This window comes from Sphingobacterium nematocida, from assembly GCF_900168125.1.
Taxonomy (GTDB): domain Bacteria; phylum Bacteroidota; class Bacteroidia; order Sphingobacteriales; family Sphingobacteriaceae; genus Sphingobacterium; species Sphingobacterium nematocida.
Window position 1 is genome coordinate 1 of sequence record NZ_FUZF01000020.1, and the last position, 23,334, is coordinate 23,334.

Here is a 23,334-nt window from a genome sequence, read left to right on the forward strand (position 1 = left end):
ATGGACCGTCTCCCTTGGAGAAGATGGCTATGGCCTTTTTTAGAATATCACGCTCTAACTCCGCATCTTTAAGTCGCTTACGCAAAACCCTCAGTTCCTGTTCCTCGGGGCTTATCTTAGGATTGTCCGGGAGAACCTTATTACCATTGTAACGTGGGTTCCTGCGCCATTTACTAAGTAAACTGGGATCAATATCCAATTCGCCTGCAACTTCTGCTACTGAACCTTTAACAACGCTCAAATCGACCGCCATTATCTTAAATGAATCATCAAATTTTCTATGCATCTCTACAAATTTATAATTACTTATTAAATCTGTCTCGCATTAAAGGTAGCAACTCCAAAAATATCACTTTTCAAAAAGGGGCTCAAACTAAGGTTGAACTAGCCTTAACACAGCCTAAGACTAAGGTTGAACTAGGAATGAACTACCAAACAACTAAGGTTGAACTAACAACGAGCCTAGAACGAACTAAGGATAAGACAAGAACAAGACAAGAAACCCCCAAGCGTGAGACAAGGATAAGACAAGAAAGTCGTAATTCTACTTCAAAAAATATACCCGAAAGGTACTGCAAAGGTACGGGAAAGGTACTGAATAGTGGGGGTAAAGGTACTGGAGAGGTACTAGAGAGCTACCAAAGAGGTACTAAGGAGGTACTAACTGGTAGTAGGTCGGTGGTAGGTTATGATAGGGATGGTGGTGAGTCGCAAGTAGCTAGTTCGACTGATGATACATCTGTTATCGTAGATGACCTCCGTATGAATCGATTGATTCTAAGGTCTTTTCGTGCGATCTGTGAAGATTTTAGGGTCAAAGTGGAGTCTATGGTCGTCGGTGATAAAATAAAGCAGCAGAGAGGCTTAAAATGTGTTCTTTCTTTTTCCTTGATGAAAAAGGAAACAAAAAATCAAGGCGTTGAATGCTCGCCTAAGTTTCGAACCAGCCGTCTAAATCTCAAAACCGGAACGAAGTGGAGCTCAGCGCAGCTAAACTCGCTACACTCGAACAGTTTGAGATTTTATACGCCTCCTGATCCGAAATTCTTAACGGCTGCGCATCCAAAGGCCATGTCTACGCTTATTAGCTTGTTGCCTAAAGCATATAGCTTACAGCTTATAACTTTATTGTGTGTGTTGTTTAGTTTTCCCGACTTGCTGGGGGCTCGAGCTTTCGCTCAAACCCCGCATCGGGACAAGCGCCATGTGTTTACACAGGCGGTCGCTCAGGAGCAGTCGGGGTCTGTACTTCAGGGGGAGGTACGCTCGGCTGCCGATGGGGCGATTATCGAAGGGGCGACGGTCACGAATGGTAAAAAGACAGTACGCACAGATGCGAAAGGCGTATTTAGTATCACTGTAGATAAATCACATGGATCGTTAGTAATTAAATATATAGGTTTTAAAGAGCAAACTGTTGCTTATGATAATAATACTGCTTTTTTAAAGATACAGCTGCAGGGTGGCAGCAAAGAAATAGACGAAGTCGAAGTGGTTTCGACAGGGTATCAGCACATCAGGCCGGAACGCTTTGTAGGCGCCGCCTCTAAATTGGATAGTACCACCTTTCACAATCAGGCAGGAAAGGGGATCATTGAAAGACTAAAGGCAAATTTGCCTGGAGTGCTATTTTATAAAGAGGGTTCCGAATTGCCCGAGGTCCGTGGGTTAAGTACACTTTATGCAATTTCAGGTAATGATGCTCATCTTCCTTTAATAGTTGTAGACAACTTTCCAATGGATCATCGCTTCGATATGAACAGCATCAACCCCAATGATGTATTAGATATCTCCGTTCTGAAAGATGCCGCTGCCGCTTCGATCTGGGGAGCACGCGCAGGCAACGGAGTCATCGTGATAACCACTAAAAAGGGGAAATATAATCAGAAGATCAATATTTCTGCAAGCTCGAACATAGGAATCATGGAAAAACCTGATCTATATGCCTATGATCGCATTGAAATTGCTGATTTTATTGATATCGAACGCTTTTTATTTGATAAAGCCTTCTATACAAGTACGCTTAATAATACAACGACACGGCCTGTTGTTTCGCCCGTTGTAGAAATACTGAATCGATTAAAGCTAAATCAGATTGATCAAGCCACAGCCGATGCGCAGATCGATGCCCTCAAAAAGAATGATATCCGCAGGGACCTAGATCGTTACGTTTACCAAAATGCGATACAGCAACAGCATCATGTAGGCATGAATGGTGGGACGGCGAATGCAAACTACGCTTTGTCGTTTGGTTACAATCAGAACAAGTCAAATATACAGCATAGCACCGCTAGCAAAGATTATACGTTAAAAGCAAACTATGGATTCAAACCGCTAAAGAATCTTGAGGTAACTACAGGGGTGTTCTTTACCAGTGCCAAGAGTCCTAGTGCTGCTTTACCGATCTTTTCGTCTATACCTTATGAAGCACTGGCGGATGCGAATGGCAATCCATTACCTACCAGTTACCAATACCGCGTTAGCTATTTGGACACAGCTGGTAATGGCAAGCTACTGGACTGGCAATACCGCCCTCTGCATGAAATACGATTGTCGGACAATAACAGTCAGACCAAGTCAATCAATCTAGATGTAGGTGCGCGCTATCGCATTATCGATGGTCTAACAGGTAGTGCTCGCTACAATTACCGCACCCAGAACAGCTTTCAAAAAGAGCATAATACGCTAGAATCGTACTATACGCGAAATATAATCAATCGGTTCACTGCGATTACCAATGGAGTTGCCAAGAGCGAAATACCTATGGGGGCAATTTTGAATCTCTATGATTACGAAACAAAAAGCACGCAAATACGCGGACAACTGGACTATGCCAAAAACTGGAATAGCCATAGCCTATCGGCCATGCTAGTGGCCGAGAAATCTGAATCTGTAAGCAGCAGATGGGTCAATACTTTTCTTGGTTATGATGATGAATACGAAACTTATAAGAAAGACTTGAACTATAACGTAGCCTATCCAATATTTCAGCGTATAGCAGGTACGACGGGGAAACTCCCAGAGAGTAACAGCGTCTCTTCGGGAAACATTAGTCGTTTTGTATCTTTTTTAGCCAATGCATCCTATACCTATAAGAATCTATATACCTTATACGGGAGTGCCCGTAGGGATGGCACTAATTTCTTTGGCGCCACCACCAATAATAAGTGGAAGCCGATGTGGTCCATAGGAGCGAACTGGAATATAGCCAATGAAGAGTTTTTTCAATCTTCTTGGATTAACTCCCTAAAAGCTAGAAGTTCTTTTGGTTATATGGGGAATACGGTGCCGATTATGGGATTAATGACTATTCTATATTTACAAAATCCAGATGAATTTACTGGCTTAATCAATGCTAATATACAGACTCCTCCAAATCCAACGCTACGCTGGGAGGAAATTAAAACCATTAATACGGGTATAGACTTTTCGCTGTTTCATAATCGCCTGTCCGGTAGTATTGATTACTTTCACAAAAAATCAACAGACCTCATTGCCAATATGCCGATTGACCCAACTACGGGGATAGAAAAACAACAAATTAATTCCGCTAGTTTAAAGACGAATGGGACCGAGTTCAAATTGAATAGTAGGAATATACAAGGCTCTATCCAATGGAATACAGGCTTTGGCTTCTCTTATGTGAAAACCGTTGTAACTAAGTTTTCCGATAATGGTTACCGAGCAAGCGACTTTATAATTGGAGGTATTAATCCTGCAGAAGGACAAATTGCTTATGGTCTCTCTAGTTATAAATGGGGCGGCTTGGATCCATTGAACGGCGCGCCCCGTGGGTATCTGAATGGAGAGCTGTCGAAAGATTATCTAGCTATTGGGAATGACTCTGTTCAAAATCAAATCTTTCACGGTTCGTCAAGACCTTTATTTTATGGCTTTATCAACAATAGTGTCAGTTGGAAAAATATTAGCCTTTCTGCCAATATAGCCTATCAATTGGATTATTATTTCAGAGCCTCGACCATCCAGTATAGCGCCTTGTTCGGCGTAAACCGTGTTGGGCATATCGATTACTATAAGCGTTGGCAAAAGCCTGGCGATGAGCTGAGCACCACCGTGCCTGCCATGATCTACCCGGGAGACGGCAGGAGCGATTCTTTCTATGCCAATTCCGAAATCAATGTACATCGTGCCGACCATATTCGCTTGCGTGATTTACGACTGCAATACGTCGTTAATAAAGAGACATTGCCTGACTTTCCCGTTCAATCGATCCAGCTATTTCTGAATGCGAGCAATTTAAATATCATCCTGTGGCGAGCTAATAAACAGGGACTAGATCCTGATCTATCTTATCCGTCACAGTACGCGTCATATCCTTCTTCCAGAATTTGGACTATGGGTTTTAATATTCAATTTTAATCAATACTAAAATGAAAAAATTAATTCTGATTAGGCTTAGCCTGTTCACACTATCTTTTAGTGTTCTTTCTTGTCAAGAATTTTTAGATGAGAAGCCCGAGAAATACTTAACGGTCCCGACTAGTTTAAAAGACTTACAAGCGATAATGAATCATCGTAATCTGTTTTTTCAAAACAGCAGTACGCCCGAAGTTTTGGCGGACAATTATTATCTTGAACAAAATGTTTGGCTCGCTACTACCGAAACTGGTGGAAAGTTCTTCTATACTTGGGAACCAAACGTTCAATCTGAAAGATCGTGGAATGGACTTTATAAAAACATGGTGTATTATCCAAATGTGGTATTGGATCAATTAAGCAATTTTAAAGAGTCTTCTGAAAACAAGCTGCTTTATAATACGATTAGGGGAGAAGCACTATTCTATAGAGCATTTGGCTTTTACCAATTGGCACAATTGTACTGCAAACCCTACTCGGAAACGGCTAAGACGGATTTAGGTATTCCTTTGCGGACTACGGCTGCTATTGAAACGCCCTCCGTACGCGCGACGGTTCAGGAGACCTACGACAAGATTATTGATGATTTAGTATTAGCATTGGATCTTTTGCCTCAGAAATCCGATTTTCCGACAAAACCCAATAAGGCAGCCGTATATGGCTTGCTTTCCCGCTGTTACCTTACGATGCGTGACTATGAAAATGCGGGGAGGTTTGCCAATTTATGCTTAGAATTGCATTCGGAATTGATTGATTATAATACGGTCAAAACTAATCCCACACCCTTTAAGCGTTTCAATAAAGAGACTATCTATTATAGCTATTGTTCCAATACGTTAACTGTTTTGCATAGTCCAAGAGCACGTATTGATACCTTACTCTACCAATCCTATTCCGATAAAGACCTGAGAAAAAAGCTGTTTTTTAAAGCAATGACGGGAGCTAATGTAGGAAATTTTGAGTTTAGCGGTTGTTATGACAGTGAATATTTTCCCAATGGTGTTTTTATTGGCATCACTACCGGGGAGATGTATTTAAATAGAGCGGAATGTTATGCGCGGGAGGGTAAAAAAGACTTAGCCTTAGCGGACTTGAATACATTGATGAAAAAACGGTGGGATAATACCGTCCCATATCCTACAATTAGTGCTGGCACTGCCGATGAAGCCTTAGAAAAGATCCTTATAGAACGCCGAAAGGAATTGGTCTATCGTGGAATTCGCTGGTCTGATCTTCGCCGGTTTAATCTGGAAGGACGTAATATCAATCTAGAACGCAATGTAAATGGTCAAAAGTATCTGTTAACTCCGGATGATCCAAGATGGGTATTACTTATTCCGGATGATGCCATAAATCGTTCGGAAATGCCGCAGAATCCAAGAGATCAATAATAATCTAAACTACTGATAAAATGAAATATATACTGATAACATTTCTACTAATTCTGTTATGTCGTCAAGTCGATGCACAATATCAAGCTTTGAAAATCGGCGACAAGGTACCTGATTTTGAATTTCAGATTAAAAACTATAAAGCGCCTACGGCCAGAATGTCGGATTTTAAAGGAAAGTTGGTCTTCTTTGACTTTTGGAGTACCTATTGTAGTTCCTGTATTGCTGGTTTTCCGAAGATGGAAAAACTGCAGCAAGAATTCGGGGATAAAATTATTGTCATACTTGTCAATATGCGGGAAACGCAGGAAGAAGTCAATAACAGGCTAAAAGCTCGGAAAAGTACAGCTCCTGAGCTAAGCCGTATGCCCTCTATTATAGACGAACAGGCATTTGCACAGCTGTTTCCTCACCGCTATGCTGGGAACTATGTATGGATAGGTCCGGACGGCAAACTACGATTAAATAGCTATATTCCTTATAATATTCATCCGAAAAAAATCAGGGAGGTACTAGCAGGGAAAGAAATTACTTTTTTAGCCCCAGGAGAGCAGTATGGTTTAACAGAGCGCGCCCCAAGCCTGTTAAACATCGTTAATGATTCCAATCCAAATAATTTAGACATCTATTCTTTACTATGTCCGGTCAACTTAGACTATTATCCTATGGGTGGACAAAAATTAAATCAAAGGGACACTATTTTAAACACAGTTCGAAATACATTTATAAATGGAGGAGTCGCCGAATTATATAATTACGCATTGCAAGGAAACTTAAACGACGATTGGAAATCAAATGTATATGGCCCTAATCCGAATGTTTATCATAATATAAATCGGTTTCGCTTTTTGGTTAAAGACACATCTAAATATGATAACAGGTTAATCTCTAAAGATAAACGAACGGATGAATATGTAACGCGTAGCTTATATTGTTATGAACAAGTGCTGCCACAAACGGTAACGACTGAGCAAGCCCTGGGTTATATGAAAGAAGACCTAGATCGCTATTTTGGTATTCGCTATGGAAGTAAGGTTACTATAGAAGAACGCGAAATACCTTGTTATTATTTGAAGAAAACAAATAATGCAGCAAAGCTTTCGGAAGATGAAATAAAGAAAAAGTTGAGAGATTTGAAATACAAGGAATTTACGAATACTTGGAGCTATAACAGTTTGATGAGTTCTTATTTTAGAGCAATAGGGGATTACCCTTATATCTTTCTTGATGCTGATACGCCGATCAAATTCAGCGCTCTAGTGCCAAGGGACGACGAATGGAAAAAAGAAAGCAACCTGGAAGACTTTCAGCAGGTTTTGGAATTAAATAATTTAAAACTTGTTAAAGGAACAAAGAAAATAAATATGATCGTGGTTCGAGACTAGAGGAATACATAAAATCCCTCTTTGAGTATTAATCCAAAGAGGGTTTTTTGTACAATGAGACGATCTTTTATTTATTACCTTTCAGCTCTAAATAATAGTGTTACTGTCTTGCCATTGGAAGCGGTAATCGGGTCATTATGGACACCAGTATTATTCCAATTGGCCAATACGACTTCGCCTAATGCTGTGGGTAAACTGGTAATTGGATCTATAAAAAGAGGCTTATCATTACCATCCAGTTCAAAGTCCCCTTCTTCAAAACATATTCCACATAATGTTGCTTCAACACTAGGACAAGTTATGCTTGGCATAGCCGCTGCGTAGTTTGCCGGAGTTGTCGCCTGAGCATCCGTCGGATTATCCGAATCCGTATACTCAAAACAGGTCTCCGCCAGATTGACTTCGCCTTTTTTCAATACGGTAAAAGAGCTTACTACTAAAGCTAAAAATACGACCGCTAAAGCTGTTCCTAAGCCTGCGAATCTGTTGGTGGATTTGGCTTCCACTTGTTCCATGTTTTGATCTTGCTTTTCCATGATCTTGTCTGTTAAATTGTTTAAAAAATTGATTGTTTTTTGGATTACATGTTGTTTTTTCATGACTTTATAATTTACTGTTATTACTTTTTATTGAAAGTTGATATCTAAACCGATGCAGATATATGCCTGCAATTGCTAAGGCAATCAGCAGGCCATTGAACCAAAGATGCTGACTAGCGGACAGCGTATTGATAAAGCCGCCGCAATTGCAATAGCTAGAATGTAGCACATACGTGATATAATATAATGCGATTGTAAACGCTATCATAAGAAGGAGCGAGGCATAGAGTCCTATCAACCGTGTCCTCCCAAATAGCAGTAATGTCGCAACTAGAATTTCAGAGCCTATAACTACAGCTGCAATAGGCTTTGCATAATCTTTGAAATACGGATGTCGTGCCATACTCTGAACGAACGTTGGAAAATCAACCGATTTTTCAAAAGCGGTATAGACAAACACAAATAAGAACAGGTATGCGATGCCAGTTGATAGCTGTGTTTTAGTCATATGTATCTGTCCTGTGTTCATGTTTTTTTGTTTTTAACTCTTGTAACCTTCTTAACTTTTACCCCATTCCAATTCCATGTCGAATTTTTATTTCAACTAATTAAAAATCAGATATTTATATTTGTTTATTTAACTTATATGTTTTACCTTAGTTTTACCGATTATAAATTCATTGTCCTTTATATATAACTATCTTAAGAAGCCGAAACGTAATGTCTGAAAATCAATATGTTTTATAACTGATTGGTTTTCAATTGAATAATTTTTGTTAAAGAACGAGTGAAAACCAACATTATCAAACTAAAAATGGAATTATGGACAAAGACATATTTAAACTATTGATAGACGATCCAGATGAAGGGATGAAACAGATTGAGGTGCTTTTCGGAAAGAAAATAATAAAGCGTGTTAGTCAATTCATAAAGGATAACGAATTCTTAAAAGATGTAATACAGAATGTGTATCTCGATATTTTTCTGTGCCGTGAAAAAATAGTAACGAACAATAATCCACTGGGCTACATATTAAAAATGGCTAGGAACCATGCGATTAAAGCGTTGAAAAAGGAGCATATTGGATCAAAAGCCCCGTTGAAGGAACTGAAATACCATACAGCAGAGAATGAAGCGGATAAAAGCCTGATGCTCAATGAGGCTTTGGAACAGGTGCTCCTTAAAGCGGAAGAATTGACGGAGAGGGAAAGAAACCTAATGCACTGTATTGTAAAGGAAGGCCTCAATAACAGGGAAATTGAAGAAAAACTAGGCTTGACGGCCCAAGATGTCAGAAATGTTAAATATATAGCTTTTAAGAAGCTGCGCCATCATTTTGATGTGTTATCAAAGGATTGAAGTTAGGAGAAAATTAGTAAAAAAGAATCATCATGGGACAAAATACGCTATATATTAAAGAGTTGATTAAAAAGGACTTGTTGGATAGGTTAACAGCAGATGAGCGCATCATATTGGACGCTATCCGTAGACAATATGACCAAGAGGAGTACGACGATATGGAGGTCGAAGTCCTCAGCGCATTAGAAGAGTCATTACCGCTTGGCCCACTGGATGATTGGCATCCCGACATGGATAAAATAATTAAACGGGGCAGGGCTATTGAACGAAGGACTAGAAATACACGCTGGACAAAATATACGGCTGCGGCTGTTGCGCTGCTAGTGCTGACCGCTACTGCACTGAATTGGCTAGAATGGACAGCATTAGATCTTGATTTTGAATGGAGAAATAGAAACTTATTACAGCAGGCAAGTAAAAAGGATATTCCCTTTGGGGAGTCTTCCTGTTTGTTGTACGCCGGTGATTCCACCTGGATTGAAATAAATCGTGAATCCAAAGGTAAAATAACTCAGGTCGGAAACCTCCTGATCAGCAGAGCCGAGGATGGGGTGCTGCATATCAGCCAAGCCGTGGCTGAGGCGCAGGAAGCTCCAAAAATAGCTCAGATATACCTCTATACGAAGCCGCGGCAGCAATGTGTAGTCCAGCTGCACAATGGCGCCCGTTTACGGATAAATGCCCAGACATACCTGGAGTATCCTATAATGCAATCAGCAGATACGGCGTCTATAAGAGTTACCGGCGAGGCTTATGTCGAAGTTTACAACAAAAGTAATAAAGAGATGCTCCATATCGGAATCAACAAAGGTAAGATATTAACCAAACAGGCATCCTTTTATATACGGTCTAATGCTGACGAATCTAAGATAATGTTGCGCAACGGTATAGCTACCCTTTACGCGGAGAATAAAAATAAAGGCCTTCGCCTTAGCCAACGTGGGGATTTTGGCGCAATAACTAAGCTTCTATCGGCCCAAGAAAGTACTTCGGTAGACACCCTACTACTGGCTCGCAATCAAGACATAGAACAGGCTAAACAATGGACACATAAAGTCCGAAAGTACGATGATATGCCATTGACGGCTTTCATGCATGAAATGAGTCGCTGGGAAGGCTTTACGATCAAAAACTGGGATTGTATACCTAAGGATAAGCCGATTACGATTGCTATCCCTTATACCGGTGGTATGGATCTGATATGGGCTGCAATCCGGGAGAGGGGAGTGCCACTGTACCAAAAGAATACGTTGATCAGCTTTTGTGCCGAAGATATAGATCAGGATACTAAACTGGCAATAGCACCCGACAATTAAAACCGAAGAAAGGAGTGTGATGTATGAAAGGATATAAACATTTTTTAGATAGCGTCTTCTATAATACAGATATCAATGAGCTGGTGGAGCGACATAAATGCAGGGCTACCGGAAAGGTAAGGTTTAACAGTAAATCCGAAGCTACCTTTTTTGTGCATTGGCTGAAATGGAAATACAAAAAATGGTTAAAAAAACGGGCTAGAAATAAAAGAAATAGTGGGGGAAAAACGTCCAGACCTCGGTATGTGTATCACTGCGAATTTTGTGATGGATACCATATTACCAAAGAGCACCCTTACAGTTACCACAAGAGAACAGAGAAATATCAAAAGAAGTATTTTGGTTAAAAATGTGTCTCAGCACAATATTATATAATAAGTAGCGTTATTATACCAAACAGCAATATTAAAAAGTAACTCCTCAAGTAGGAGATCGTATTATAAAATAAATGCTTGATTACAATATCCGAAAAGAAAAGTCGGACGACTGATTCGAAAAAAGAAACATAGACACGGAAAAAAAGGAAATTGTTGAAAAAGTTAGAAAGGGTTCGGATTTTTCTGAACCCTTTTGCTTTTACGTGCGTTTAAAACACAAATAAGGCCCGCAAGAGTGCGGGCCAAGCTCGAAATAAAAAATAGATTATTTGCTTTGAATAAACTCAATAGCCTTTTCAAGTACTTCGTCTTTACCCGCGCGAATCCCCAAAACGGTTGGTTTTACTTCAATATCTGGTACTATACCTATCCGTTGGGTAGCTTTGCCGTCTGGATAATAGATGCCAATACCAGAGATAGCTGTTTGTAGTCCGCCAGGAAGTGATAAAGAAGATACATTGCCATCGGCACCAGCAGTAGTACTACCAATTATGGTGGTATTCACGCCTGCACGGAAAGCCATAGCGGTATACTCCGATTGACTGATGCTTTGTTCATTGACAAGAACGACAACAGGACCGCTGTAATGTTCGTCCTTGTTGGTAATAGCCAAACTTTCACTTAATGTAAAATATCCGGGATTGCTAATGTCACCTATGGTAAACTTGACAAACGGACTGCTTCCCGAAACAAAAAAGGAACCTAAAGTAAAAGGAACAAAGGAGGATGGATAGTTTCTGATATCAATGATGATACCTTTTGAATTCTTAAACGCTTTCTTTAGTTGTGGTATATCTTCTTGCTTGATCGTCTTCAAGGTAATATATCCGATATTGTTATCCAGCATCGTATAGGAGGCTGGTGGCGTTATTTTCGGTGAAACGAATGCTTTCAACTCGTTTGGAGTATATAGCTGTAGGGTTTTGGTATGCTGTATATTGTCGATAGAGCTATATACGATAGTGATGGTTGGCTTGTCCGAACGTAGTAGATCGTTGGACATCGCATAGAGTTGTGTAGTGCGATTGGAAGCAGGGTAATAAGGTAGACGCTCCTCGATTATCCGATCGATTGGTACATCGTTGATACGGTGAATGATATCGCCTACAGCGAGTCCGCTTTGTTGCCTAAGCTCTTCATTGAGAAATTCGCTAATGACCAGTTGTTCGCCAATAAACTGGGTACGCATAATAGGTCCATGCATCCCTTTCCATACTTGAATCTTGTCTGCTGCCCCACGCAGGTTGGCATGGGTGTCGTGTACTTCGGCAATCAGTTTAAGTGTAACCTTTTCATACGCTAGTTCGTCGGAAGCTTGGATAAAAAGGGGGAGATATTCGGTTAGCACGGTACTCCAGTTCTTGTCTGTAACATACTTGTAAGGAAAGAAATAATTGATGATATTCCAATATCTATACAACGAGAGCAATCTAAATCCATCATCCGGATAAGACAGGGCGGAGTAAGCCTCTTCTTTTTTAAATATTGGATTTCCGATCCCTTTGGTCAAATCTATGTAATAGTGATCGCTTGTATTACGGTTGGTATAGACATGTTTTAAAACATTTTTTAACTTATCATCTTGTGCGTCGACCCAGGCCATGTCGGCTTTTAGATAGGGGTTGGACGGGGGGGACGGACAATCTTTGCAGTCTAGAATAGGGCCTAGTGATTGTATCCAACTGACGAGTAGATCATCGCGATCTTTAGCGTTATTTGCCTTTAGGTATTTGGGTAAGAAACGAAAAAGTTCGTAATCCCAATTGTAATTTCCTTTTGCGATTTGGGGATGATGGTATTTCAAAAAGCCCCACAAACGCGCTAGAAGGGACAGGTCGTCGATTTGTTTGGCAGATAGCTCCGCCAAGGATATACCCGAGCCTTTGTCAAACTCCCGGTCTAGATCGGCTTTTGGGACTATTTTTTCGACTTCCTTTAGGGTTTGAATATCGTTGCCATCTATCGTGACCACAAATTCGTCGAACCAGGCCTGGCCTTTTCCGGACAATATTCCGCCCACATAGATGGCGTCAGCGTCTCCTGGATAAGGGAGCGTGGTTTCGTACATCTTCCAGTCGGTAGTACCTTTAACTGGGCGCTGTTGCATATTGTCAAAGGCAAGAGATTTGTCCTTCTTGTCAATGCGCAATAGGAGTCCAGCGTGACCGTCGGTTACGTTTTCGGTTTTTATGTATCCCTGTAGTTTGATTGTTTTGCCCGTATAATTGGCCGGTACGCGATAGACTATACTACCGAAAGAACCTCCCGCTTCTGTAGCGGTTATTTTCGCTGCAGATTTGCTTGTATGACCTGGAGAAATAGAATTTAATGTGTAATTACCCCATTTGAACCAGCCGTCTGGTAAATCTTGCTTATCCTTGATCGTTTCAAATCCAAGATTGTATTTTTCAATTTGTTGTGCATGGGCAGATATTTCCACTGCTAGAACTAATAAAAAACCGAATAGTATTCTCATATGTTTAATAAATAAATTGGAGCATCACTAAGTTAGTTTATTATGACTTATTTTTAAGCTTAAAAACAAAACTGTTTTTTTTGGTCAAAAACATGATGAAAACCTAGTAACTTTTCCATAAAAGGGAATTGGATTTTTTAGATCAATGGAAAATTGAGGTATCATATCCATATAGCGTTATTGAAATCGTTGGAGAAGTTTGGGCTTGTTCAGTGCAAGTCCATTAATGAATGAGATTGGTTAGTTAAGAAAATAATATTTTAAAAAAATGACACTGAAAACGGTATATCTTTGAGGGGTATCAAGTTTTCAAATAGAGCAAAATGTAGGAAGTCTGTAAAATCTTTTGAATTAACTGAACCAGATAATTATGTTTGTATTTTGTAACGATTAGAAAGATATGTCGATCAGTGAAATAGCGAAGCATCTAAAGGTTTCAAAGTCTACGGTTTCCATGGTTATTAACGGTAAATCTGAGCAGGCGCGAATTAGCAAAACCTTGGCAAAGCGGATAATGGATTATGTGGAGGAAATAGGTTATAAGCCCAATGCATTGGCTAAGAGTCTGGCAACGGGTAAATCGCATACAATTGGCCTTATTGTGGAAAACATTGGAGATTCTTTCTTTGGTCCTATAGCACTGTATATCGAAGAATATTTAAGACCCTATGGGTATCATGTACTTTATAGTAGTACATTAGGCGACGCGGATATTGCACATACTATCCTAAATGCGATGGTTGACAAACAAGTTGAAGGCTTGATTGTATCGCCGACCATTGGGCAAGAGAAACAGGTGCAACAGGTTTTGGATAGTAAAATCCCACTGGTTATTTTTGATAGACGTATACCGAAAATTCAGACCAATTATGTAGGTACGGACAATTATACCGCAAGCAAAAAAGCTGTAGAACATCTATTCAATAATGGGTTTTCAACTATAGGTATGATCACGATTGACTCTAAGCAGCCACAGATGCTCGACCGCCTCCGTGGCTATAAAGAAATTGTGAGCTCCCGAAATGAAGATTGTATAGTTTTGGAATTACCCTACATTCTGTCCCGTAATGAAAGAGACGAGAGGATAAAGGAATTTCTAGGCCAGAATAGACAATTGGATGCGTTATATTTCAGTACTAACTATTTATGTGTATCAACACTTAAAGCTATAAAATCGCTAACTAGAAATAAAACGTACGGTATGTTGGCTTTTGATGATCACGAACTATTTGAATTATTGAATCCTACAATATCTTGCATCCGACAGCCTTTAGAAAATATCGCTCGACAGGTTGTGGCTACTTTAATAGCGCAAATTAACGATCCAGAAATGCCCTTTTCGGACCATGTAATCTCCTCAGATCTCGTCATCAGACAAAGCTCCCAATAAAAAAATTTGGAAATTGAATTTTTATAGTATACCTTTACCTTAGTTGCAAAACCGGTTTTGCAACTAAAATAGTAATAACCACTATAAATCCTTTATGTCAAATTCTAAATTTTTTATCCATTTGGGAACGATATGCAGCTATATTGTTTGTGCCGCGCTTAGCGCGCCTGTGTCCTATGCTAATACAGCAAGAGGCAAGGAGATAAAGGCAACCAAATATGTACAGCAACAGTACAGAGGACAGGTTACGGATTTCCAAGGGGCATTCCTGCAAGGAGCTTCTGTAAGAAATGTAAGTACCAATGCTGTCACCGTAACCGATGCAAATGGCCTATTTACCATTTCCGGCAAAATAGGCGATGTGATGGAAGTCTCCTATACCGGATATCAGCGGTATAGCACGACTCTTGCGACAAACACATCCCTGACTATCCGTATGCAATCCAGTACACAAGATGTGGAAGAGGTTATTGTAATGGGGTATAATACATTGCGAGCATCTAATATATCGGGCGCGGTTAGCAGGGTCGATATGTCAGTTGCTGAAAAGCGGAGGGTACAGGATGTCGGTCAATTGCTTCAAGGGCAGGCCGCAGGTATTAATGTAACTCAATCTACTGGCCAGCCTGGGGATGCTATCGATATTCGTGTGCGTGGAGTAGGGACAATCGGCAATAACTCACCATTGTTTGTTATAGACGGTATACCCACCACAAATTTTAGTTTTATTAATCCGGCAGATATCGAATCTATGTCTGTACTGAAAGATGCTTCCGCAGCGTCTATATACGGATCAAGGGCAGCAGCAGGAGTAATACTGATTACCACTAAAAAGGGGAAGAGCGGTAAAACTAGATTTGATGTTAATGCTTACACCGGTATTCAAAAGGTAACAAATCTGCCTAAAATGATGAATACAAGTCAGTATCTCAATACTTTGGAACAAGCCTGGAATAATACAAACTCAACTGGAACGAACCCTTACATTGCTCAGAAACAGCGTACAGATCTATCCGATACCGATTGGTTAGACGAATTATTTGAAAATGGTAAGACCAATAGTTTTCAGATATCTGCGTCGGGGGGATCAGAGAAAGTGACCTATATGTTATCTACTGGGTATTATGACCAAGACGGTATTGTAATCTTTGATAACGACAGTTATAAACGATTAGAGTTACGGTCGAATGTATCTGCTAAGCTAACAGATCGTATTGAGGTTAAAACGAATATTCTCTTAAATCATCAGAATAAAATGGTGGTCTCTTCAAGAGGAGATGCGCCTGGTATTATAAGACATGCGCTGTTGAGACCTCCTGTGCTTGGGGTTTTAAAAGCTCCTAATGATCCGACTGCGTCCGAGAACAATCCATATACCGACCTGCCTTTTTATACTGGACCTAAGAATTTCCAGTCTGGTCTTTATGAATGGAGCCAGAATCCCATTGCTGCTGCTTATTTTTCGAATAATAATCAAAAGCAGTTTAAGCTATTTGGAAATGCAGAGGTCGCTGTCGATGTTTTGAAAGACAAATCTTTACGTTTTAGGTCTACTTTGGGATTAGAGCTTAACTTTAACCATAACAAAGCGTTCATGGCAAATTATGGTGACGATGAGCGCGTGGATCCTACCGTGGATATTGGTACGGGACGAATCAATAGACCTAATGGACTCAATGAAGATCGCGGAGAGGACTATACACTGACTTGGAACAATGTGTTGAATTATGATAAGACAATCGGTGATCATCAGATTAATGCGTTGGCTGGTACGGAATTTATCAATAACCAGAGTAGCTCTATCAATGCATCTAGACGCCGGTTTGAATATACCTTAGATAGATTTCAATATATGGACCTAGGGGCAACTGCACAGGATTTGTGGAATGGGGGGTATGCGCAGGAATGGGCACTGTTTTCTTTGTTTGGCTCTGCGACTTATTCGTATAAAAATAGATACAGTGTGACCGGAAATCTGCGAGCAGATGCATCGTCGAGATTTGGGTCGGATAATAAATGGGGGTATTTTCCTTCGGTGGCCTTAGGATGGACATTAAGTAATGAGGATTTCTTTCCGAAAAATGATATCGTGAACTTTGTTAAACTAAGGGGAAGTACCGGAAAACTGGGTAATCAGAATATTACCAATTATGCATATTTGACACTTTTTAGTAGAGAAGGAAATATTACGAGATATGGTAATCCAAAACTAAAATGGGAAACAACGCTGCAGGATAATCTCGGGTTAGATATGCGCTTGTTTAGTAATAAGCTAGAGTTGAATGTAGATGTATTCCACAAGAAAACAAAGGATATCCTGTTAGCCGTGAGTCTACCAACGTTTATTGGAAATGTAGATGCTACTTATGTTAATGCAGGACAGGTGGATAATAAGGGATTTGAGCTAAATCTGAAGTATCGTGATCGATTTGCCGAAGATGGGAACTTTACCATAGGAGGGAATGTAACCAATATTAAAAATAAGGTGGTGGCGTTACACGAGAATGTACCACGTATCATCGGCGAAGTATCAAGAGCAGAAATAGGACAGCCATTGGATGTGTACTACGGTTATCAAATGGAGGGGATTTATCAAACCCAATCCGAAATACAACAACATTTACATGGTGTAAATACACCGGGAAGTAAACCTGGAGATATTCGATTTAAAGACTTGAACGGAGATGGAATTATTAATGATGCCGATCGGACGTTTATCGGAAATCCGATCCCAAAATGGAGTTACGGGTTCTTCGCAGGATTGGATTATAAAGGCTTCGACCTCAACGTGTTCTTTCAAGGTGTAAAAGGGGTAGATCGTTACAATGATGGTATGCGGATTATTAACTTTGATTCGAGGCCTTTTAACTATACCACGCGTATGTTGGATGCCTGGGATGGAGAAGGAACTAGTAATACGTTGCCGAGAGTTGCATTTGAAGATACCGGAATTAGTAAATTCTCGACACTGTACGTGGAGGACGCATCTTATCTAAGATTGAAAAACGTAGAGTTGGGCTATTCGTTTGGTAAATGCCTGAATAAATGGGGGCTTAATAATGCGCGGGTTTATGTGTCGGCTCAAAATCTGTATACATGGACTAACTATACAGGGTTGGATCCAGAGACGACAGATCTGATTGATAAAGGTACGTATCCGCAATCCAAATCTATTCTGTTTGGTCTTAACTTTAATTTCTAAGTCATGAAAACTTTAACTTTATATACAATAGGTGCAACACTGTTATTGACCGGCTGCACCAAATGGCTGGATAAAGAGCCAATAGGCATTTTAACCCAAGAGCAGGTTCAGGTCGATCCGACAGAAGGAACCGTGGTTACGGGGATAGACAACGCTTATAGACCTTTGTCATACACATTAAATCTATTTGGAAATTGGGATTGGACTGGGGGGCTGGTGATCCGTCCTGATTTTCTATTGGAGGATATAGCTGCAGGCGATGCGACAAAAAAATGGGCTCCTGATGGTGATCAGGCCTGGATGGATGATGTGGCTAATTATAACTTTACTGCCGAAAACGGTGCCTTTGCAGGAATCTGGAAATTTAACTACGAGGGGATTTCTCGATGCAATATGGCGATATTCCAGTTGACCGATCCCGAGACTCGGGCCAAAATTAATATGCAAGAAGATAAGCGTAAGCAGCTCTTGGCTGAAGCTTCTTTTTTACGTGCTTTCTTCTATTTTGATTTGGTCAAATATTTCGGCGATGTACCTATGGTATTAAAGCCACTTAAAGATTTTAATGAAGCTTACGAAGTAGCTGTGAAGGTGCCTAAGGCACAAGTGTACGACCAAGTAAAAAGTGATCTCCAAGAAGCAATAAATGGATTTCCAAACGCAAAATACAGCAACCAAAGTGAGAAGTGGCGTGCATCGAAAGGTGCTGCGATAGCTTTGCTAGCGAAGGTAGCGCTGTTTAACGATAATTGGAAAGAAGTGATCACACAAGTAAATAGTTTGGATCAATTAGGTTTTTATGGGCTCAACGATCAATATTTTGATGCATTTGATGATACAAAGGCATATACTGAAAAGGAAAATATTTTTATTTATGATCATGAGCCGGGTAAGCAACCGATTCGCGGAAATGGATTTACAGCACTGATGGGATGGGGATTTATGGCTCCCAGTACAAATTTCTTGACCGAATTCGAGACAGGTGACCCCCGTAAAGATCTTACAGTTAATACAACAGATCAAGCGATATATAAATTGTTGGGTGCACAAAATGGTAACTATAAAGGAAATGATAATTCGCCAGTAAACCGAATTTATATCCGATATGCAGATGTTTTACTCTGGAAGGCTGAAGCCTTGATTAAGGATAACCAAATACGGGAGGGAGTAATCTTAATTAACAAAATACGTCAACGGGCGAGAGGCTCAAATAGCATGGTGTTGCCGGATCGTGATATAAATATTACGGATGCTAATCTAGCCATGCAGTGGCTACAACATGAACGTAGGGTAGAGCTCGGCCTGGAAAGCCATCGACTTTCGGATCTAAGACGTTGGAAAATTGCTAAAACAACATTGACTGCAATGGGCAAGCCATTTTTGGATCGGCATATACTGTTCCCAATTCCACAAGCTGAAGTAGATAAAACTGTAGGTAAAATAGCACAAAACGAAGGGTACTAATTTATTATGAAGAAAAAATCAATTTTAATCCTAGCCGCTACGTTAACACTGGTAGCTTGTCGTGACACTAAACAAGTACAACAAAGTACATCGATTGATTGGACACTAGGTGGATTTCATAGGCCCGAAGGAGTAAATCCAATCATATCCCCAGATTCTAATACCACATTTGTGGATCCTATGTCGGGAAATAGGATTAGATGGGAAGAAAACGATACCTTTAATCCAGGGGCAATTGTGAAAGACGATACCTTATTTGTGTTGTATCGCGCTGAAGATAAATTTGGGATAGGGATTGGCTTTAGAACATCTCGGTTGGGACTGGCTAGTAGTACAGATGGTGTTCATTTTGAAAGGGCCAAAGAACCTGTTTTGTATCCGGCTGAAGATAGTCAAAAGAAATATGAATGGCCTGGTGGACTAGAAGATCCTCGGGTAGCGGTAACCGAAGATGGTACATTTGTGGTATTTTACACGCAGTGGAACCGAGATACCCCACGTCTAGGGGTGGCTACATCAAAGGACTTAAGAACCTGGGAAAAGCATGGGCCTATATTCGCAAAATCGAAATATACAAAATTGATGGAGACTTCGCATAAGTCGGCATCTATATTGACGACTTTGAAGGATGACCGATTGGTAATCACGAAATTGAATGGGAAGTATTGGATGTATTGGGGCGAACATGGCGTAAAAGGTGCTACATCCGACAATCTTATTGATTGGGAACCCGTATTGGATAGTAATGGTGAACTTGCCAAATTTATAGAGACCAGACCAGGATATTTTGATAGTGCGCTTACAGAATGTGGACCTCCAGCACTCTTGACAGATAAGGGTATTCTGCTAATTTATAACGGTAAGAATCATGATGATAAGGCAATAGCGGACAGTCGTTTCACATTGGGTACTTACAGTGGGGGCCAAGTCCTGTTTGATAAAACCGATCCTACCAAGGTCTTGAAAAGACTGGATACACCTTTTATAAGGCCTATGGAAGATTTTGAAAAAAGTGGTCAATATGTCGATGGTACAGTCTTTTTACAGGGTCTGACCTACTATAAATCAAAGTGGTACCTATACTATGGCTGTGCGGACTCGAAGGTCGGAGTAGCTGTATACGACCCGAAAAGGCCTAGTCCATTTGATCCTCTACCTTAACAGAAACTTGTCTTATGAAAACTGATTTAATACTGTGCATAGATATAGGAGGGACACATATTACAACAGCTGTAATAGAAAGAGGTACTCTCATTTTAATTGAAGGTTCATTAATCCATAAGTATGTGGACAGTCAGGCGAGCAGAGATCATATTCTATGGCAATGGAATGAAGCGATAGAGATGTCAATGGATTCAATTGAGCAGAAAATAACAACTATGTTGGTATCTATTCCTGGGCCATTTGACTATAAAAAGGGGATATGCTTAATGGATGGTATGCATAAATATCAGTCTTTAATGCATATGGATGTGCGCCATTATCTATCCACAAATTTTCATATCCCTAAAGATGATATTTTTTTCTTCAATGATGCGCATGCCTTTTTACTGGGGGAGGTGTATTATCATAAGTGGGTTGGTAATAGGGTAGTTGGGTTGACATTGGGGACTGGGTTGGGGTCGGCATGGTATGATGGTATGGTTCCAAAGGATTTGAATTATGGGTCGGCGAGTTTTAGAGACGGGATTACCGAGGATTACATCTCGACCCGAGGAATAATAGACTTTCTAGCAACAAGAACCGACCTGAAATTTAACAATGTCAAAGAATTGGTAGAAGCAAGAGGAGCCGATGATAGTCGGAAGATCGCTTTTTCTTTCTTGACAACAGCGTTGGTAGAGTTCATATGTTTGTATATCAAACCTCTAAATCCAGATGCCATTGTGATAGGAGGAAGTATTGCTAAAGCACATGCTTTTTTTATGGAGGACGTAAGGAGAGCGGATACAATCCCTATTGTAATTGCTTCAATGGACGAAATGAATCTGTTTTATGGAATGATTACAGCTTTAGATATTAAATAGTTTATAAATTAATTAGAATCGACATGAATAATGTTTGGAAATATGCGTTGATCGCGTCTTTGGGAGGCTTTCTTTTTGGCTTTGAGACTGCTGTCATATCTGGTGCGGAACAAATCATACAACGACTCTGGTCTTTGGATGCATTTTGGCACGGTCTCACTGTGTCTATCTCATTGATAGGTACAATTATAGGCGCTCTTATTGCTGGGCGTATCTCGGAACGGTACGGTCGTAAGCCTGTATTGATTGCAATTGCTCTTTTGTATTTGCTGTCGGCCATAGGATGTGCGGTCTCTCCTTATTGGAGTTTCTTTTTGTTATTCCGCTTATTGGGAGGGTTGGCAGTCGGGATAAGTTCGGTAGTAGGGCCTGTTTACATATCAGAAATAGCGCCATCGAAAGATCGCGGTAAACTAACAGGTCTCTTTCAGATTATGATTGTAAGCGGTATTTTTATCGCCTACCTGACTAATTTTTTGTTTACCGGAATCGGCGGAGATGCGTGGCGCTACATGCTAGGTATTATGGCTGTACCAGCCGTATTATTTTATTTGTTGTTAAAAGGTATTCCTGAAAGCCCAAGATGGCTTGGCTTACACAAAGGACCGCAAGCTGCAGCGGAGGTGTTCACGCTTTTAGGGCAGGAATCATTTACGTCAACGGACGAAAAGAAGGTAAATGTAAAGGTTAGCCTATTTCAATCTAAGTATGCTAAACCTATACTTTTTGCAGTAATGTTGGCATTTTTTAACCAAATGACAGGTATTAATGCTATACTTTATTATGCACCACGTATATTTGAAATGGCAGGTTTCGATGCACAGCTAAGCTATATGCAACCTATTTTTATTGGTGGAACGAACGTGCTGTTTACATTAATAGGAATGAGTATTATTGATCGCATAGGTCGAAAGAAATTATTATTGTCAGGTGCTATTGGGATGTTTGTTTTTCTACTATTGACAGCATACGGTTTGAAAGGAGATAATTCTACAATGTTGTTATATTACATACTTGGTTTTATCGCTTCCTTTGCACTATCACAAGGAGCGGTAATCTGGGTATTCTTAGCTGAAATATTTCCCAATGAGGTGCGTGCACAGGGATCTTCGCTCGGAAGTACAACACATTGGGTGTTTGCAGCAATAATTTCCTGGATATTTCCCGTTATTGTGGAGAGTGTGCCACAAGGAGGGTTTTATGTCTTTATGTTCTACGCTACAATGGTGGTGTTATCTTTTATTTTTATTCTGTTTATACCTGAGACAAAGGGTAAATCTCTTGAAGATATTAAAGATGTTGTCCATGGATAGTATCTAAGAAGTAGAAACTTAAAAGCCGTATTTCTAGAGGAATACGGCTTTTGTTAAATACTAAAAAGGCCCGCACTCCTGCGGGCCCTGAAACAAAAATTACCCAGTTCCTATGGGTAGGTCGTTACCACTTTGCTGACTTTCCATCCATCTACGGTCTGAACCATTGTGATGTAGTCTACACGGGTGAATTTTTCAAATTGCATAGTAGCCTTTGCTACAGAAGTAGTACCTGCTTGATCCAAGATCTCGTATGTGGTCTTACAGTTGTATTTTAATCCTTTGTTGGCTTTTAAGAAAGCAAGATATTCTGATCTGCTGGATACTTGTTCGCTTGTCGCGTTGCGGTATTCAAAATCTGAAGTAAACAAGTGTTTATTGAATTCGGTATTGCCTATGGTGATAGCCTCTACATAGGTAAGGGCAATTTTTGTAGCATTCACATCTTTTAATGGATTGGCTGTTTCTGCGGCCGATGCATTCAATCCGAATGCTAAAATGAATAGGGTTGCGATGGTTGCGATAATCTTGTTCATGGTGTTGAGGTGTTTTAGTTGTTGTTATTTTTTATTGTCTTTAATCCTTTTGTTAGTAAGACGCTGATTCTTTTCCTGAGGTTGCGTCTGTTCTTTGTTTTGTTGTTGATTCAAAAGTAGGGCACAATCCGCAGGTACGAAATGGGCTTTCGACCAAATGATTTTATTTTTCGGTGAAATGG

Annotated in this window: 17 protein-coding genes; 12 read left to right on the forward strand and 5 right to left on the reverse strand. The window is 40.2% G+C overall.

Annotated elements, in window-relative coordinates:
- Window positions 1-286: transposase (locus tag B5X76_RS17810; RefSeq protein ID WP_139375275.1), on the reverse strand; the 286-nt coding region annotated here is incomplete at its 3' end.
- Between B5X76_RS17810 and B5X76_RS17815 the strand changes: the two genes are divergently transcribed.
- From B5X76_RS17815 to B5X76_RS17825, 3 genes are read left to right on the forward strand one after another with little or no spacing between them, the layout of a single operon-like run.
- A complete protein-coding gene (locus tag B5X76_RS17815) occupies window positions 262-4,380 on the forward strand; it encodes a SusC/RagA family TonB-linked outer membrane protein (RefSeq protein ID WP_079645259.1) in 4,119 nt (1,372 codons plus the stop codon). The genes B5X76_RS17810 and B5X76_RS17815 overlap by 25 nt on opposite strands.
- A gap of 11 nt (window positions 4,381-4,391) precedes the next feature.
- On the forward strand, window positions 4,392-5,768 hold the full coding sequence (locus B5X76_RS17820) for a RagB/SusD family nutrient uptake outer membrane protein (RefSeq protein WP_079645260.1): 1,377 nt from the start codon (window positions 4,392-4,394) through the stop codon (window positions 5,766-5,768).
- Between the two features lie 20 nt (window positions 5,769-5,788).
- Window positions 5,789-7,153, forward strand: coding sequence for a TlpA family protein disulfide reductase (locus B5X76_RS17825; RefSeq protein ID WP_079645261.1), 1,365 nt, complete (start codon window positions 5,789-5,791; stop codon window positions 7,151-7,153).
- A gap of 74 nt (window positions 7,154-7,227) precedes the next feature.
- Here the strand turns inward: B5X76_RS17825 and B5X76_RS17830 are convergent, their stop codons facing one another.
- Window positions 7,228-7,689: a hypothetical protein gene (locus tag B5X76_RS17830; RefSeq protein WP_139375377.1), complete on the reverse strand. Its 462-nt coding sequence runs from the start codon at window positions 7,687-7,689 to the stop codon at window positions 7,228-7,230.
- A gap of 67 nt (window positions 7,690-7,756) precedes the next feature.
- On the reverse strand, window positions 7,757-8,221 hold the full coding sequence (locus B5X76_RS17835) for a MauE/DoxX family redox-associated membrane protein (protein ID WP_079645263.1): 465 nt from the start codon (window positions 8,219-8,221) through the stop codon (window positions 7,757-7,759).
- A 293-nt stretch (window positions 8,222-8,514) separates the two neighbouring features.
- Between B5X76_RS17835 and B5X76_RS17840 the strand changes: the two genes are divergently transcribed.
- From B5X76_RS17840 to B5X76_RS17850, 3 genes are read left to right on the forward strand one after another with little or no spacing between them, the layout of a single operon-like run.
- On the forward strand, window positions 8,515-9,051 hold the full coding sequence (locus B5X76_RS17840) for an RNA polymerase sigma factor (RefSeq protein ID WP_079645265.1): 537 nt from the start codon (window positions 8,515-8,517) through the stop codon (window positions 9,049-9,051).
- Window positions 9,052-9,083: 32 nt separating this feature from the next.
- Entirely contained in the window at window positions 9,084-10,367 is a 1,284-nt protein-coding gene (locus tag B5X76_RS17845; protein ID WP_079645266.1) for a FecR domain-containing protein, read from the forward strand.
- A gap of 23 nt (window positions 10,368-10,390) precedes the next feature.
- Complete coding sequence (locus B5X76_RS17850) at window positions 10,391-10,714, forward strand: hypothetical protein (protein ID WP_079645267.1); 324 nt, start codon at window positions 10,391-10,393, stop codon at window positions 10,712-10,714.
- A 295-nt stretch (window positions 10,715-11,009) separates the two neighbouring features.
- Here B5X76_RS17850 and B5X76_RS17855 read toward each other — a convergent pair whose 3' ends face one another.
- Window positions 11,010-13,220: a S41 family peptidase gene (locus B5X76_RS17855; RefSeq protein WP_079645268.1), complete on the reverse strand. Its 2,211-nt coding sequence runs from the start codon at window positions 13,218-13,220 to the stop codon at window positions 11,010-11,012.
- Between the two features lie 400 nt (window positions 13,221-13,620).
- Here B5X76_RS17855 and B5X76_RS17860 point away from each other — a divergent pair, with 400 nt between their 5' ends.
- The 6 genes from B5X76_RS17860 (at window position 13,621) to B5X76_RS17885 (ending at window position 22,616) form a co-directional block, all read left to right on the forward strand.
- Window positions 13,621-14,610 carry a LacI family DNA-binding transcriptional regulator gene (locus B5X76_RS17860; RefSeq protein ID WP_079645269.1) on the forward strand — a complete coding sequence of 330 codons (990 nt, stop codon included), beginning with the start codon at window positions 13,621-13,623 and terminating at the stop codon, window positions 14,608-14,610.
- A 94-nt stretch (window positions 14,611-14,704) separates the two neighbouring features.
- Complete coding sequence (locus tag B5X76_RS17865; protein WP_079645270.1) at window positions 14,705-17,812, forward strand: SusC/RagA family TonB-linked outer membrane protein; 3,108 nt, start codon at window positions 14,705-14,707, stop codon at window positions 17,810-17,812.
- 3 nt (window positions 17,813-17,815) lie between these two features.
- Entirely contained in the window at window positions 17,816-19,276 is a 1,461-nt protein-coding gene (locus B5X76_RS17870; RefSeq protein WP_079645271.1) for a RagB/SusD family nutrient uptake outer membrane protein, read from the forward strand.
- A gap of 6 nt (window positions 19,277-19,282) precedes the next feature.
- Window positions 19,283-20,437 (forward strand): glycoside hydrolase family 130 protein, encoded by a 1,155-nt coding sequence (locus tag B5X76_RS17875; RefSeq protein ID WP_079645272.1) that lies wholly within the window; start codon window positions 19,283-19,285, stop codon window positions 20,435-20,437.
- A gap of 14 nt (window positions 20,438-20,451) precedes the next feature.
- Window positions 20,452-21,303 carry an ROK family protein gene (locus tag B5X76_RS17880; protein WP_079645273.1) on the forward strand — a complete coding sequence of 284 codons (852 nt, stop codon included), beginning with the start codon at window positions 20,452-20,454 and terminating at the stop codon, window positions 21,301-21,303.
- 23 nt (window positions 21,304-21,326) lie between these two features.
- On the forward strand, window positions 21,327-22,616 hold the full coding sequence (locus B5X76_RS17885; RefSeq protein WP_079645274.1) for a sugar porter family MFS transporter: 1,290 nt from the start codon (window positions 21,327-21,329) through the stop codon (window positions 22,614-22,616).
- A gap of 110 nt (window positions 22,617-22,726) precedes the next feature.
- Here the strand turns inward: B5X76_RS17885 and B5X76_RS17890 are convergent, their stop codons facing one another.
- Entirely contained in the window at window positions 22,727-23,152 is a 426-nt protein-coding gene (locus B5X76_RS17890; RefSeq protein WP_079645275.1) for a nuclear transport factor 2 family protein, read from the reverse strand.
- Window positions 23,153-23,334: the final 182 nt, after the last annotated feature.